Below are 14,396 nucleotides of genomic sequence, written 5' to 3' on the forward strand. Positions count from 1 at the left end.
TCCCCGGACGCCGGTGCCCAGATCATTCCGAGGTCTCGGCGGCCGCGGCGAGCGCGAGCGCCTCCTCGGTGGCCTTGCGCTCGGCACGGACCTCTTCACGGCTCGTGCCGTAGTAGGCCGCGACCATGATGTCCTTCATGTCCTCGAGCATCGGCAGCCGCGGGTTGGCCGGGGCGCACTGGTCCTCGTAGGCCCGCATCGCCAGGGCGTCGAGGCCTCCGATGAACTCGCGCTCCGAGACACCCTGCTCCTTGAACGAGCGCTCGATCCCGACCTTGGCCCGCAGCTCCTCGACGGCCCGGGCGTACGACTCGACGGCCTGCTCGGGCGTCGAGGCCGGCAGCCCCAGGTGCTTGGCGATCTGCTGGTAGCGCTCGTGCGCGATGTACTTCTCGGCCTTGGGCCAGCCCGTGACCTTGGTCGGGATCTGCCCGTTGTAGCGGATCGCGTGCGGCAGGAAGATCGCGTTGGTGCGACCGTGGACCAGCCCGAACGACGAGCCGACCGTGTGGGCCATCGCGTGCACGATCCCGAGGAACGCGCTGCCGAACGCCATGCCGGCGATCGTGGCCGCGTTGTGCATCTTCTCGCGGGCCTCGGGGGCGTCGGCCCCCTGCGTGACCGAGGCCTCGATGTGCTCGAAGACCAGCTTGATCGCGTGCAGCGCCAGGCCGTCGGTGAAGTCGTTCGCGTAGACCGACACGTAGGCCTCGGTCGCGTGCGTCAGGGCGTCGAAGCCCGAGTCGGCCGCGAGCTTGGCGGGCATCGTCGCGGTCAGGACCGGGTCGATGATCGCGACCGACGGGGTCAGCGCGTAGTCGGCCAGAGGGTACTTGTACCCGGTCGCGTGGTCCGTGATGACCGCGAACGGCGTGACCTCCGAGCCCGTGCCCGACGAGGTCGGGATGCAGACCAGCTTGGCGAGGTCGCCCAGGGTGGGGAACTTGAACGCGCGCTTGCGGACGTCGAAGAACTTCTCGCGCAGGTCCGAGAACGCCATCTCCGGGTGCTCGTACTTGAGCCACATGACCTTGGCGGCGTCCATGGGCGACCCGCCGCCGATCGCGACGATCGTGTCGGGCTTGAAGTCGCGCATCATCTCCGCGCCCTTCTCGACCGTCTCGACGCTCGGCTCGGGCTCGACCTGGTCCATGATCTGGATCGAGACCTTGTTGGGACGGCGGCCCAGGACGTCGAGGACCTTGTCGACGATCCCGATCTGGCTCATGACCTTGTCCGTGACGATGGTGACGCGCTCGACATCGGGCATCTGGGCCAGGTACTGGATCGAGTTCGGCTCGAAGTACGTCTTCGGCGGGATCTTGAACCACTGCATGTTGTTGTTCCGGCGTCCGATCCGCTTGACGTTGATGAGGTTGACCGCCGACACGTTGTTCGACACCGAGTTGTGCCCGTACGAGCCGCACCCGAGGGTCAGCGACGGGATCAGCGCGTTGTAGATGTCGCCGATGCCGCCGAGCGCCGACGGCTGGTTCCACAGGATGCGCACGGCCTTGACGCGCTGGCCGAACTCCTCGGCGATGTCCTTGTCCTCGGTGTGGATCGCCCCCGAGTGGCCCAGGCCGTCGAACTCGACCATCTGCTCGGCGAGCGAGATGCCGTGGTCGGTCGACTGGGCGCGCAGCACCGCGAGGACCGGGCTGAGCTTCTCGCGCGTCAGCGGCTCGGCGGGGCCGACCTCGGCGCACTCGGCCAGGATGATCGACGTGCCGTCCGGGACGGTGAAGCCCGCCTGCTCGGCGATCCACTGGGGGCTCTTGCCCACGATCGAGGCGTTGAGCTTGGCGCCCGCGCAGTTCGCGCCGCCGGCCTCGACGCCGAAGATGAACCGCTCGAGCTTGGCCTTCTCCTCGGGGCTCGCGAGGTAGGCGTGCATGTGGGCGAACTCGGCCAGGGCCTCGTCGTAGATCTCGGTGTCGAGGATGACGGCCTGCTCCGAGGCGCACACCATGCCGTTGTCGAAGCCCTTGGACAGGACGACGTCGTTGACCGCGCGGCCGAGCTTGGCGGTCTTCTCGATGTAGGCCGGGACGTTGCCCGCGCCGACGCCGAGGGCCGGCTTGCCCGCCGAGTAGGCGGCGCGGACCATCGCGTTGCCGCCGGTGGCGAGGATGAGCGAGACGCCGTCGTGGTTCATGAGGGCCGAGGTGGCCTCGAGCGAGGGCTGCTCGACCCACTGGATGCAGTCCACGGGGGCACCCTCGGCGACCGCGGCATCACGCACGATGCGGGCTGCGGCGACCGAGCACTGCTGGGCGCTGGGGTGGAAGGCGAAGATGATGGGGTTGCGTGTCTTGAGCGCGATGAGCGCCTTGAAGATCGCGGTCGAAGTCGGGTTGGTCACCGGGGTGATGCCGGCGACCACGCCGACCGGCTCGGCGATCTCGACGATGCCCGTGAGCTCGTCACGGCCGATCACGCCGACCGTCTTGAGGTTGGCCATCGAGTTCGGCACGTGCTCGCACGCGAAGATGTTCTTGGTGGCCTTGTCCTCGAAGACTCCGCGCCCGGTCTCGGAGACCGCGAGCTGCGCGAGGCGACCGTGCTCGTGGAGGGCCGCGACCGACGCCTTCTTCACGATGCGGTCGATGTCCTCCTGGGTGAAGGCGTCGTACTGCTTGAGCGCCTTGAGACCGCGGTCGACGAGCGCGTCGATCTCGGTGACTCCTACGGGGGCCTTGCTCGTGCTGCTCACGTTGCTCCTCCAGTGACCCGAGCGGCCGGGTCTGCGTGGTGTCTTTCCCTTGCTTGTGAATACTTTCACAAGGTACGGATAGATGCAAGAGCCGCTCCAGGATGTGGCACGGGCCACAGGGGGTCGCCCTCTTCCGGGGCGGCCAGGCCGAGACTCCCCGTCCGCCAGGTCGCCTAGGGTGTTTGCATGAGTGCTGAGAACGCCGTGACCGACACGCCCACCGCACAGCCGACCACGCCGCACGACCCTTACCTGTGGCTCGAGGAGGTCGACGGCCGCGAGGCCATGACCTGGGTCCAGGGCCGCAACGCGGAGACCGCGGCGACCATCGAGGCCACCCCTGAGTTCACCGCGACCGAGCAGGCGATCCGCGAGGTCCTCGACTCCGACGACAAGATCCCCGACGTCTCCCGGATCGGCGAGCACTACTACAACTTCTGGCGCGACGCGCAGCACGAGCGCGGCATCTGGCGCCGCACGACGCTCGACTCCTACCGCACCGACCACCCCGCGTGGGAGCTCGTGCTCGACCTCGACGCGCTGGGCGAGGCCGAGGACCAGAGCTGGGTCTGGCACGGCGCGAGCGTGCTGCGCCCCGCGCCCGGCGAGGAGTGGCGCCACGCCCTGATCGACCTGTCCCCCGGCGGCTCCGACGCCGACGTCACGCGTGAGTTCGACCTCGTGACCAAGTCGTTCGTCGCGCCCGAGGACGGCGGGTTCCTGCGCGAGGAGTCCAAGGGAGGGCTCGGCTGGATCGACGCGGACACGGTCTACGTCTACACCGACTTCGGCCCGGGCTCCATGACGCCGTCGGGGTACCCGCGGATCGTCAAGCGGTGGCGCCGCGGCACCCCCGTGACCGAGGCCACCGTCGTGTACGAGGGCGAGCCCGAGGACATGTACATCATGGGCTGGCGCACGCACTCCCCCGGGTTCGAGCGCGACTTCGTGGGTCGTTCGATCGCGTTCTACGACAGCGAGACCTACCTGGTCCAGGATGCCGGCACCCCCGACGAGAAGCTCGTCAAGATCGACGTCCCGCGCTCGGCGGAGGTCGGCGTCAAGCGCGAGTGGATGCTCGTCGAGCTGCGCGACGACTGGACGGTCGGCGGCGCCACGTACGTGGCGGGCTCGCTGCTCGCGACCCGCTTCGAGGACTTCCTCGCGGGGGCCCGCGGCTTCACGGTCCTGTTCGAGCCCACACCCTCGACCTCGCTCGCCGGGGCCACCTGGACGGCGCACCACCTCGTCGTCAACGTCCTCGAGGACGTCAAGAACCGCCTGCACGTGCTGACCCCGCCGCCTCTCGCGGAGGGCCCGGACGCCCCCTGGACCCGCAGCGAGCTGCCGGGCCTGCCCACGATCGGCACGGTCGTCGTGGGCGCGGTCGACTCCGAGGAGAGCGACGACGTCTGGCTCGTCACGACCGACTACCTCACGCCCTCGACGCTCTCGCTCCTGACCGTGGGTGCGGGCACCGCCCCCGAGGTCCTCAAGTCGAGCCCCGCGTTCTTCGACGCTCAGGGGCTGGTCATCGACCAGCACTTCGCGGTGTCCGACGACGGCACGCGCGTCCCGTACTTCGTCGTCGGGCGCGAGGACCTCGTCCGGCCCGCAGCCGGTGCGGACCCGACCAGCGCCGCCGAGCCCGCCGACCGCGCCCCCGCTCCGGTCGGCTCCCGCCCGGGCGCCGCACCCACGCTGCTCTACGGGTACGGCGGCTTCGAGGTCTCCCTGACCCCGGGCTACTCCGGCACGCTGGGCCGCGCCTGGCTCGTGGACGGCGGCGTCTACGTCGTCGCGAACATCCGCGGCGGCGGCGAGTACGGACCGGCCTGGCACCAGGCGGCCCTCAAGTCCAAGCGCCACAAGGCGTACGAGGACTTCGCGGCCGTCGCGCGCGACCTCGTCGCCCGCGGGATCACCACGCCCGAGCACCTGGGCATGGAGGGGCGCAGCAACGGCGGGCTCCTGGCGGGCAACATGCTCACCCAGTACCCCGAGCTCTTCGGCGCCGTGATCGTGGGTGTCCCGCTGCTCGACATGCTCCGCTACACGCACCTGCTCGCGGGAGCGTCTTGGGCTGCCGAGTACGGCGACCCCGACGACCCCGCGCAGTGGGAGTTCATCAGGACGTTCTCTCCGTACCACCTGTTCGACGCCGAGCGCGAGTACCCGCCCGTGCTCTTCACGACGTCGACCAAGGACGACCGCGTGCACCCCGGGCACGCCCGCAAGCTCGCCGCGAAGATGCTCGCGGCCGGCAAGGACGTGACGTACTACGAGAACGTCGAGGGCGGGCACGGCGGCGCGGCGAACAACGCGCAGGCCGCGCACATGGCCGCGATCCACTACCGCTTCCTGCGGGAGCAGCTCGGCTGAGACTCACCAGGACGACGTGAGGGCGGGCTCCCCGGGGAGCCCGCCCTCGCGTGTGTCGACCTGGCCGGTGACCCGACGCCTCGCTGGATGCCGGGCGTGGCCGTCGAGCGCTAGGAGTGCGGCACCTGAGCCGTGATGAGCGTCCCGTCCTCGCGGCGGTTGCCCGTCAGGTCGCGCAGGCTCGGCGTGCCATGGAGCACGGGCCCCTGGCCGTCGAGCGCGACCGTGACGGTCTCGCCCGCACCGACGTGCACGGCCTCGCCCCGCACGAGCACGTCCGCACCGTCGCCCGTCTCGCACACGAGCTCGATCGCGTCGACCGTGACCGTGACCTTGAGCCGGGAGTCGCGCAGCGTCACGCGGAACGTCAGGGACTCCCACTCCTGGGGCAGGCGCGGGTCGAAGCTGATGCGCCCGCAGTCGTCCCGCATGCCGCCGAACCCGAACGCGAGCGCCGACCAGGTGCCGCCCGCCGAGGCGACGTGCACGCCGTCGGCCGCGTTGGCGTGCCGGTTCTCGAGGTCGACGAGCAGCGACGACGTGAAGTACTCGAGCGCGAGCTCGTGGTACCCGACCTCGGCCGCGATGATCGACTGGACGACGCCCGACAGGGTCGAGTCGCCCGTGGTCAACGGGTCGTAGTACTCGAAGTCGGCGAGCTTCTCCTCGGGCGTGAACTCGGCGCCCTGGAGGAACAGCGCGAGCACCACGTCGGCCTGCTTGAGGACCTGGTACCGGTAGATCACGAGCGGGTGGTAGTGCAGCAGCAGCGGTCGCTTGTCCGCCGGGGTGCCCGAGAGGTCCCAGATCTCCCGCTCGAGAAAGTGCGAGTCCTGCGGGTGGATGCCCAGGTGCTCGGCGAACGGGATCGACATGTGCTTGGCGGCCCGCTCCCACTCGGCGGTCTCCTCCTCGCTCACCCCGAGCCGGATCGCCAGCGCCTGGTACTCGTGCGGCGCGTCCCGCCGCATGGTCTCGAGCGTCTCCGCGGCGACCCGCAGGTTGAAGCGGGCCATGACGTTGGTGAACAGGTTGTCGTTGACGACCGTCGTGTACTCGTCGGGACCCGTGACCCCGTGGATGTGGAAGTAGTCGTCCCCGTTGACGCGCCAGAACCCCAGGTCGGCCCACATGCGCGCGGTCTCGACGAGGATGTCGACGCCCTCGCGCTCGAGGAAGTCGACGTCGCCCGAGGCCCGCACGTACTGCATGAGGGCATAGGTCACGTCGGCGTCGATGTGGTACTGCGCGGTGCCCGCGGCGTAGTAGGCCGAGGCCTCCTCGCCGTTGATCGTCCGCCACGGGAAGAGTGCGCCCTGCTGCGAGAGCTGCCCCGCCCGGCGCCGGGCGGCGTCGAGCATCTGGTAGCGGAAGCGCAGCGCGTTGCGCGCGTACCGCGGGCTCGTGTACGTCAGGAACGGGAGCACGTAGATCTCGGTGTCCCAGAAGTAGTGCCCGCCGTACCCCGTGCCCGTGAGCCCCTTGGCCGGCACCCCGTTGCCCTCGGCGCGGGCCGTGGCCTGCGCGAGCTGGTAGATGTTCCAGCGCACGGCCTGCTGGACCTCGGGCTGACCGGGGATCTCGACGTCCGAGCGCGCCCAGAACTCGTCGAGCCACTCACGCTGCTCGGCGTGCTGGAACGCGATGCCCTCGTCGCGCACGCGGTCGAGCGTGCGACGGCAGCGGTCGATGAGCTCGATCGCGGGCACGCCACGCGACGTGTGGTAGGCCACAGTCTTGGTCAGACGCACGGTCTTGCCCGGCTCGGCCTGGATCCGGTAGACGTGCTTGGCAAGGTCCTCGTCCACCTGGGTGCGCACGTCGTAGGTGTTCTCGGTGACCAGGTCGTCGTCCGCCGCGACCGCGAGCGTCATGCCCGAGTTGGTGCAGCGGTACGAGAGCACGAGCCGCTGGTCGTCGCCCCACTGCGCCTGCGGCTGGAGCACGCGCTCGGTGAACTGGTTGGCCTTGCGCGGGTCGAAGCCCTGCCCCATCGCGGCCGAGGGGACGTGGTACTCGTCCTGCCCGTCCTGGCGGTTGAGGATCTGCGACGAGATCGCGATGGGCGCCGGGTCGTCGAGCATGGTGACCTCGAACGTGAGCACGGCCAGGTGCCGCTCGACGAACGAGACCATGCGCTCGGACTTCACGAGCACGCGCTTGCCCGACGGCGTCCGCCACAGGAGCTCGCGGCGCAGCACGCCGTCGGCCATGTCGAGCGACCGGTCGTAGGAGATCAGGTCCGCGACGGGCAGCAGGAGCGGCTCGTCGTCGACGTAGAGGCGGATGATCTTGACGTCGGGGACGTTGACGATCGTCTGCCCGACCTCGGCGAAGCCGTAGGCCTCCTCGGCGTGATGGATGCGCCAGGTCTCGTGGAAGCCGTTGATGAAGGTCCCCTGCGTGTGGGACTCGCGGCCCTCCTCGACGTTCCCGCGCATGCCCAGGTACCCGTTGGCGACCGAGAAGAGCGTCTCGGTGACCCCGAGGTCGTGCGACGCGTACCGGCTCTCGGTGAGCTTCCACGGGTCCGCCGGGAAGCGGCTGCGGTCGATCGTCCCGTCGAACCCGTGCTCGAACCCGCCCATCAGCGGACCCCCTCGTGTGCCGGACGGTCGAGGACCGTCGCGTCGAGCTCGCCCAGGTCGCTCACGACCAGGTCCGCGCCGTGCTCGGCCAGGGCCTCGGCACCGACCCCGCGGTCGACGCCGACGACGAGGCCGAAGTCGCCCGCCGCCCCGGCCTGGACGCCCGAGATCGCGTCCTCGACCACGATCGCCGCGGTCGTGGGCACGCCCAACAGCTCGGCCGCGTACTCGTAGGTCGCGGGCGACGGCTTGCCGTCGAGGCCGTGCGCGGCCGCGACCGTGCCGTCGACGACGACCTCGAAACGGTCCGCGATACCGGCCGCGGCCAGGACCGACGGCGCGTTGCGCGAGGACGAGACCACGGCGACCTGCGCCCCGGCCGCCGTCACGGCGTCGAGGAAGGCGATCGAGCCGGGGTACGGGGAGATGCCCTCCTCGACGAACATGCGGTTCACGATCTCGTTCTTCTTGTTGCCCAGCGCGCACACCGTGCCCTCGCCGGGGGCGTCGTCGATCGTGCCCCGCGGCAGCTCGATCCCGCGCGAGGCGAGGAACGTCGCGACCCCGTCGAAGCGCGGCTTGCCGTCGATGTGCGCGAAGTAGTCGGCCGAGGTGTACGGCTCGACACCACGCTCGACGCACAAGGGGGCGAACAGACGCTCCCAGGCACGCATGTGCACCTCGGCAGTCGGTGTCAGGACCCCGTCGAGGTCGAAGAGGACGGCGTGCAGAGCGGGCATCGCGCTCCTTCGGGAGAGTGGACGGACGTGGGCACCGCAGATCGCGAGCGCGTGCTTCGAGCGTACGCACCGGGGGCCGTCCCGGCGAAAACGAGCGGGCACCGCGGACGTACGGCAGCCCGGCTGCCGAACCTCGTCACCGGGGGGCCACGAGGTGCCCGCGCCCCCAGCCCGTTCCCCCGGGGGGCACGGCCTGCAGGCCCGTGCCCCCACGAGCCCTCAGTCCTGGGCCCGCTCCGCGAGCATCTCCGCGACCCGCCCCAGGTTCCCGAGCATCGCCCTGTTCTCGTCGGTGCTCCCGAGCCGGCTCCCCGAACCCAGACCCACTCCCCCTGCGCGAGGTGCCGCGAGGAGCGTCACGTCGTCGAGCCCCGAGGCAGGGAGCCCGATGCGACGCCACGGGACGGTCACGAGCGACGCGAGCTCGCCGAGATTGGGGCCCGAGCACTGCGAGACCTTCGCGGGCGGCAAGCCCGCCCAGACCCCGGTGCCGCGCTCGACCGCGCGAGCGACCAGCTCCCAGCCCTTCTCGTCCCAGCCCGTGCCGCGCGCGGCGAGGTCGAGACCCACGGCGTCGGCGCCCGCGAGCACCACGGGTGCGATCCCCACCCAGGCCGGCCCCACGTGCACGACGCTGCGCGCACCCCACCGGCGCACGGCGTCCAGGACCCCGGTGAGGCCCTCGACGATGTCGGGCCCCTCGACCGCGCGCAGGCGCGAGTACCCGGAGAACGTGGGCAGCACGCCCGCGTTGATCTGCCCCAGGAGCGGTTCGGAGACCTGCACCACGAGGTCGGCACCGGGCACCTGTCGCCGGACCTCGTCGAGGTGCGCACGCAGCCCGACGGCGAGCGAGCCCGCCAGGTCGGCCGCCGCACCACGGTCGGAGAGCACGCGGTCGCCCCGCGCGAGGTAGAGCTCGGCCGCGAGCGTCCACGGCCCGACGACCGACACGGCGAGCGGCCCCGTGTACCCGTGGCCCGCGATCGCGAGCGCACCGAGGTCCTCGCGCAGGAACGCCTGCGCGCGACGCTCGTCCATGCCGGGTCGGTCGGCGAGCTTCCAGCCGTGCGGGCCGATCTCGACGGGCAGGTCCGCGAGCAGGGTCGCCGTGCGTCCCACGCCGTCGGCCCCTGGTCCCCGCTGGGGCAGGCGCGCGAGGAACGGGACCGGCGTGACCCCTGTGGGCACCTCGGCGAGGTCCCCGAAGATCATCTGCTGCGCCTCGAGCACGTCGGTGCCCTCACCGCCCGGCCACGGTCCGTGCCCGCTGACTGACGTCATGACGTGAGCTCCTTGCTGGTGTGTCGTGCTGAGAACTGCTCTGCTGATCGCGCTGCACGGCCCGTGGGGGGCGCGTCGCGGGGATCTCACCCGCGCATCACCCGCACGAACCCTTGCGGCGGCCCTCTCTCCGAGTGAAGGGTGATGAGTATGCACCACAGACCGTGACGACGCGGTGGCCGTTGGACGACCCCGCCGGACGAGCGAGGCGGACATGAGAAGCACCCACCAGGCCGGGACCGCGGCCGACGCGAACCACGAGGCCGCTGCGACCCACGAGGCCACCGCGACCAACAAGGCCACCGCGATCGCCGTGCACACCCAGGCGATACCGGGAAACCACGCACAGGCCCTGGCGGCGCTGGTCGCCGCCGACTTCCACAACCACGACCCGGCCCCCGGGTCCTCGGGCGGGCTCGAAGGGCTCGTCGCGACCATGCACTGGTTCTCGGACGCGTTCTCCGACCAGCACGTCGAGGTGCTGCACGCCGTGGCCGAGGGCGACCTGGTGGCGCTGCACGTCGCGTTCAGCGCGCGGCACACCGGCTACTTCCGGGGACTGGCCCCCACGGGCCGTCACTTCACGGTCCGCGAGATGCACATGCTGCGGTTCGTGGACGGCCGCGAGGCCGAGCACTGGGCGGTGCGCGACGACGCGTGGCTCGTGCGCGAGCTGAGCGAGCACCCCGTGGTGCCCACGAGCGCGGTCGTCGCGGCGACCCGGCCGGGCGCCGCGGTGGGGAGCAGCGTGCCCGTCACGGTCTGAGACGGGCTCAGCCCGCGAGGCTCGTGGCACGCGCGGCCCGGTAGGCCCGCTGCACGGTCGACTGCCCGACCACGCGCGTGCCCTGGTACACGACGAGCGACTGCCCCGCGGCCACGCCGCGCAGCGTCTCGCCCGTGAGCTCGACCTCCATGCCGCCGCCCTGCGCGGGCGCTGCACCGGACGCCTCCTCGGACGCTCCCGCCGCAGGCCCGACGACGGCGCGCACCCGCGCCGGGACCGGCACCCCGTGGGCACGCACCTGGACGGTCGCCTCGAACCAGTCCGACGCGGCCTGGTCCCAGCCCGCGGCGGCGAGGACGTCGTCCGCGAGCCACACCGACCGGTCCCCCACGATCCGGTCGACCGTGAGCAGCTCCGCGGGCCCCACGACGACGCGGTTGGACACCGGCTCGACCTCGAGCACGTAGCGCGGCTTGCCGTCGGCCGCGGGACGCCCCAGGGCCAGGCCCTTGCGCTGGCCGACCGTGAACGCGTACGCCCCCTCGTGCTCGCCCAGGACCTCGCCCTCGCTGTCGACGATCTCGCCGGTGCGTGCTCCCAGGCGCGACCTCAGGAATCCCTGCGTGTCGCCGTCGGACACGAAGCAGATGTCGTACGAGTCGGGCTTGTTCGAGACGGACAGCCCGCGCCGCTCGGCCTCCTCGCGCACCTCGTCCTTGGACGTGAAGCCACCCAGCGGGAAGATCGAGCGGGCCAGGCGCTCGGGCCCCATGACCGCGAGCACGTACGACTGGTCCTTGGCCTCGTTGGGCGAGCGGTGCAGCTCGCGGACCGTGCGGGTCACGGGCTCGCCGTCGGGCCCGGTCTCCGTGACCTCGCGCGTGACGACCTGCGCGTAGTGGCCCGTCGCGACCGCGTCGAAGCCGAGCGCGGTCGCCTTGTCGAGCAGCGCCTCGAACTTGATGTGCTCGTTGCAGCGCACGCACGGGTTGGGCGTGCGCCCGGCCTCGTACTCGGACAGGAAGTCCGCGACGACCGTGTCCTCGAAGCGCTCCGAGAGGTCCCACACGTAGTACGGGATGCCCAGGACGTCGGCCGCGCGGCGTGCGTCGCCCGCGTCCTCGATCGAGCAGCACCCGCGCGACCCGGCGCGGAACTGCTCACGGTTGCGGGACAGGGCCATGTGCACGCCGACCACCTCGTGGCCGGCCTCGACGGCCAGTGCGGCCGCGACGGCGGAGTCCACCCCGCCGGACATCGCTGCCAGGACTCTCATGCAGGCCTCCTCGTCGTGCTGGTGGTGGTGCTGCTGACGCCCCGGCTCGTGCCCACGGAGGACGCGAGACCCGCGGCCTGCGCGCGCGCCACGACCTGGGGCAACGCGTCCAGGAGCCGCTGAACGTCGGCGTGCGTCGAGGTCGCGCCGAGCGAGAACCGCAGCGCGCCGCGCGCGTCGTCCTCGGGCACGCCCATCGCGAGCAGGACGTGCGAGGGCTGCGGGACCCCGGCCTGGCACGCCGAACCCGTCGACGTCTGGACGCCGGCCGAGTCCAGCAGGTACAGCAACGAGTCTCCCTCGCAGCCGGGGAACGTGAAGTGGGCGTTGCCGGGCAGCCGCCGCGACGGGTCGACCAGCGGGTCCGGCCCCCGCAGGACCGCGCCGGGGACGGCCGCGCGCACGCCGCGCACCAGCTCGTCGCGCAGCCCGGCCAGGTGCTCGGCGCGCTCGGCGCGCGCCCCGACGGCCTCGGTCACCGCGACCGCGAACGACCGGATGGCCGGGGTGTCGAGCGTGCCCGAGCGCACGCCGCGCTCCTGCCCGCCGCCGTGCAGCACGGGCGTGAGCGGCAGCCCCCGCTTCGCGAGCAGGGCGCCCACGCCCACCGGCCCGCCGAGCTTGTGGCCCGTGAGGGTCAGGGCGTCGAGCCCGCTCGCGGTGAAGTCCACCGGGACCTGGCCCACGGCCTGCACAGCGTCGGAGTGCACGGGGATCCCGTACGGGCGCGCGATCTGCACGACCTCCTGGACCGGCTGGATCGTCCCGACCTCGTTGTTGGCCCACATGACCGAGATCAGCGCGACCTCGTCGCCCTTGGCCGCGAGCTCGGCCCGCAGGGCGTCCAGGTCGAGGCGCCCCTCGTCGTCGACGGGCAGCAGGACGATCTCCGCGCCCGTGTGCTCGGCCATCCAGAACGCCGGGTCGAGCACCGCGTGGTGCTCGACCGCCGAGACGAGGATGCGCCGCCGCCGGGGCTCGGTCGTGCGACGTCCCCAGAACAGGCCCTTGATCGCGAGGTTGTCCGACTCGGTGCCTCCCGCGGTGAAGATCACCTCGCTGGGGCGCGCGCCGAGCGCCGCGGCCACGGCCTCGCGCGACTCCTCGACGACACGGCGCGCTGCCCGTCCCGCCGAGTGCAGCGAGGACGGGTTGCCGGTCGCCGTCAGCTCCGCGACGAACGCCTCGATCGCCGCGGGAGACATGGGGGTCGTCGCGGCGTGGTCGAGGTACGCGCCGGCACCGGGCGCGGCAGGGGTGGAGGTCATGGGGCGATCACAGTCGTCCAGTCTACGAAGGGTTCCTGGGGCTCGTTGTCACACGGTCGCCGAGGGACGTCCCGAGGCCCCTCGGCCGACCTGTGGGACCGCGCTGGACAGCCCAGGAAAACGCGATATCTTGACAGATGCCCGATCGTCCTCGGATCGACGTCCTCGGTTCGTTCCCCGCCGTGGACCGCCCCCGGGACGCCTTCGCGCGGTTCCCCCCTCAGACTCCCCTCCTCACCTTGTGAGAGTGCCACACCCCATGCCCGACGACGCCGCGACCACCACCGTGGTCCGCTCACCGGAGGATCCGCGCGCCCACGCGAGCGACCGGCTGCGCTGGGCGCAGCTCCCCGCCGAGCTGCGCGACGAGATCGAGGCGACCATGAACGCCCGGGTCGTGGAGGAGATCAGCGTCGTGAGCGGCTTCAGCCCGGGCATGGGCTCGCTCGTGCGGCTCTCGACGGGCGACCAGGTCTTCCTCAAGGCGGCCCGCACTCTCGACGCGCCCGAGTGCGCCGACCTGCACCGGGCCGAGGCCAAGATCTCGGTGCGCCTGCCCGCAGCCGTCCCCATGCCGCGCTTCCTGTGGGGTCACGGCGACGGTGACTGGATCGTGCTCGCGTACGAGGCGATCGACGGCTACCCGCCCCGCGTCCCGTGGGACCCCGCCGTGCTCGGTCGCGTGCTCGAGACCCTCGACGACCTCGCGCGCGTCCCCGGCGCACGCCAGATCCCCCTGCCGCCCGCCGGCCCCCAGCTCGCGTCGGCCGCGATCGGCTGGGGCCGCGTCCAGCGCGAGCCGTACCGGCACCTCGAGCACGTCTCGCCCTGGGCGGCACAACACCTGGACCGGCTCGTCGAGACCGAGCTGGGCGTGCTCGTCGCGTGCGAGGGCGAGTCGATCGTCCACGGCGACATGCGGGCCGAGAACCTCGCCGTGACCGACGACCAGGTCTACGTCCTCGACTGGCCCTACGCCATGCGCGGGGCGGGCTGGCTCGACCTCGCCCACCTGCTCGTCACGGTCGGCGCCCAGGGCGTCGAGGGGGTGTTCGAACCCGTCGACGTCGAGGTCCCGTGCGACGGCGGACCACCGGTCGTGCGCTGGGACGACGCCGAGCGCGCCGGAGCCTGGCTCACGGCCGTGTTCGACGACCACCCGCTGGGTGCCGAGGTGCACCCCGAGGACCTGCGCTCGATCGTCGGCGGGTTCGCAGGATTCTCCCTGGACACCGCGCGCCGCCCCGCTCCCCCGGACCGGCCGTGCCTCCCGGACCGCTCCCTGGGCCGGGCGCTCGCGGGTCTCGCCTGGCTCGAGCACCTGGGGCTCTGACCCGCTCCAGGGGCCTCGCACCGGCGCGACCCCGCCCCCGCGACCCGCAGCCCCCCCGGGCGCACGCACGCCCCGGCAGGCG

The 14,396-nt window shown here is 71.9% G+C and carries 9 protein-coding genes; 3 read left to right on the plus strand and 6 right to left on the minus strand.

Annotated features, from left to right (window positions below; translation table 11 throughout):
• Window positions 1–22: 22 nt before the first annotated feature.
• The gene (adhE, locus tag ACFWFR_RS10915; protein WP_377619296.1) at window positions 23–2,716 is read right to left on the minus strand and encodes a bifunctional acetaldehyde-CoA/alcohol dehydrogenase; all 2,694 of its coding nucleotides are present in this window, start codon (window positions 2,714–2,716) and stop codon (window positions 23–25) included.
• Window positions 2,717–2,902: 186 nt separating this feature from the next.
• Here adhE and ACFWFR_RS10920 point away from each other — a divergent pair, with 186 nt between their 5' ends.
• Window positions 2,903–5,098, plus strand: a complete 2,196-nt coding sequence (locus tag ACFWFR_RS10920) for a prolyl oligopeptidase family protein (protein ID WP_377622976.1) — start codon at window positions 2,903–2,905, stop codon at window positions 5,096–5,098.
• 110 nt (window positions 5,099–5,208) lie between these two features.
• Here ACFWFR_RS10920 and ACFWFR_RS10925 read toward each other — a convergent pair whose 3' ends face one another.
• The 3 genes from ACFWFR_RS10925 to ACFWFR_RS10935 form a co-directional block, all read right to left on the minus strand.
• On the minus strand, window positions 5,209–7,686 hold the full coding sequence (locus ACFWFR_RS10925) for a glycoside hydrolase family 65 protein (RefSeq protein ID WP_377622977.1): 2,478 nt from the start codon (window positions 7,684–7,686) through the stop codon (window positions 5,209–5,211).
• Window positions 7,686–8,426 carry an HAD family phosphatase gene (locus ACFWFR_RS10930; RefSeq protein ID WP_191799917.1) on the minus strand — a complete coding sequence of 247 codons (741 nt, stop codon included), beginning with the start codon at window positions 8,424–8,426 and terminating at the stop codon, window positions 7,686–7,688. Before ACFWFR_RS10930 ends, ACFWFR_RS10925 begins: the two co-directional genes overlap by 1 nt.
• Window positions 8,427–8,645: 219 nt before the next feature.
• Window positions 8,646–9,710: a hypothetical protein gene (locus ACFWFR_RS10935; protein ID WP_377622978.1), complete on the minus strand. Its 1,065-nt coding sequence runs from the start codon at window positions 9,708–9,710 to the stop codon at window positions 8,646–8,648.
• A gap of 214 nt (window positions 9,711–9,924) precedes the next feature.
• On the opposite strand from ACFWFR_RS10935, the gene ACFWFR_RS10940 reads away from it, so the two are divergent.
• Window positions 9,925–10,476, plus strand: a complete 552-nt coding sequence (locus ACFWFR_RS10940; protein WP_191799921.1) for an ester cyclase — start codon at window positions 9,925–9,927, stop codon at window positions 10,474–10,476.
• A 7-nt stretch (window positions 10,477–10,483) separates the two neighbouring features.
• Here the strand turns inward: ACFWFR_RS10940 and mnmA are convergent, their stop codons facing one another.
• The gene (gene mnmA, locus ACFWFR_RS10945; RefSeq protein WP_191799923.1) at window positions 10,484–11,713 is read right to left on the minus strand and encodes a tRNA 2-thiouridine(34) synthase MnmA; all 1,230 of its coding nucleotides are present in this window, start codon (window positions 11,711–11,713) and stop codon (window positions 10,484–10,486) included.
• The gene (locus ACFWFR_RS10950) at window positions 11,710–12,981 is read right to left on the minus strand and encodes a cysteine desulfurase family protein (protein WP_377622979.1); all 1,272 of its coding nucleotides are present in this window, start codon (window positions 12,979–12,981) and stop codon (window positions 11,710–11,712) included. The genes mnmA and ACFWFR_RS10950 overlap by 4 nt, the downstream gene beginning before the upstream one ends.
• Window positions 12,982–13,240: 259 nt before the next feature.
• On the opposite strand from ACFWFR_RS10950, the gene ACFWFR_RS10955 reads away from it, so the two are divergent.
• Window positions 13,241–14,314 carry a phosphotransferase gene (locus ACFWFR_RS10955; protein ID WP_377622980.1) on the plus strand — a complete coding sequence of 358 codons (1,074 nt, stop codon included), beginning with the start codon at window positions 13,241–13,243 and terminating at the stop codon, window positions 14,312–14,314.
• Window positions 14,315–14,396 lie beyond the last annotated feature (82 nt).

Origin of the sequence: Oerskovia sp. NPDC060287 (assembly GCF_042726775.1) — a bacterium.
Classification (GTDB): Bacteria; Actinomycetota; Actinomycetes; order Actinomycetales; family Cellulomonadaceae; genus Oerskovia; species Oerskovia merdavium.

What these genes read in the sequence shown, in the direction of transcription:
- ACFWFR_RS10920 (WP_377622976.1), top strand. Translation starts at nt 2,903, where the DNA reads ATGAGTGCTGAGAACGCCGTGACCGACACGCCCACCGCACAGCCGACC.
- ACFWFR_RS10925 (WP_377622977.1), bottom strand. Translation starts at nt 7,686, where the DNA reads ATGGGCGGGTTCGAGCACGGGTTCGACGGGACGATCGACCGCAGCCGC.
- ACFWFR_RS10930 (WP_191799917.1), bottom strand. Translation starts at nt 8,426, where the DNA reads ATGCCCGCTCTGCACGCCGTCCTCTTCGACCTCGACGGGGTCCTGACA.
- ACFWFR_RS10935 (WP_377622978.1), bottom strand. Translation starts at nt 9,710, where the DNA reads ATGACGTCAGTCAGCGGGCACGGACCGTGGCCGGGCGGTGAGGGCACC.
- ACFWFR_RS10940 (WP_191799921.1), top strand. Translation starts at nt 9,925, where the DNA reads ATGAGAAGCACCCACCAGGCCGGGACCGCGGCCGACGCGAACCACGAG.
- mnmA (WP_191799923.1), bottom strand. Translation starts at nt 11,713, where the DNA reads ATGAGAGTCCTGGCAGCGATGTCCGGCGGGGTGGACTCCGCCGTCGCG.
- ACFWFR_RS10950 (WP_377622979.1), bottom strand. Translation starts at nt 12,981, where the DNA reads ATGACCTCCACCCCTGCCGCGCCCGGTGCCGGCGCGTACCTCGACCAC.
- ACFWFR_RS10955 (WP_377622980.1), top strand. Translation starts at nt 13,241, where the DNA reads ATGCCCGACGACGCCGCGACCACCACCGTGGTCCGCTCACCGGAGGAT.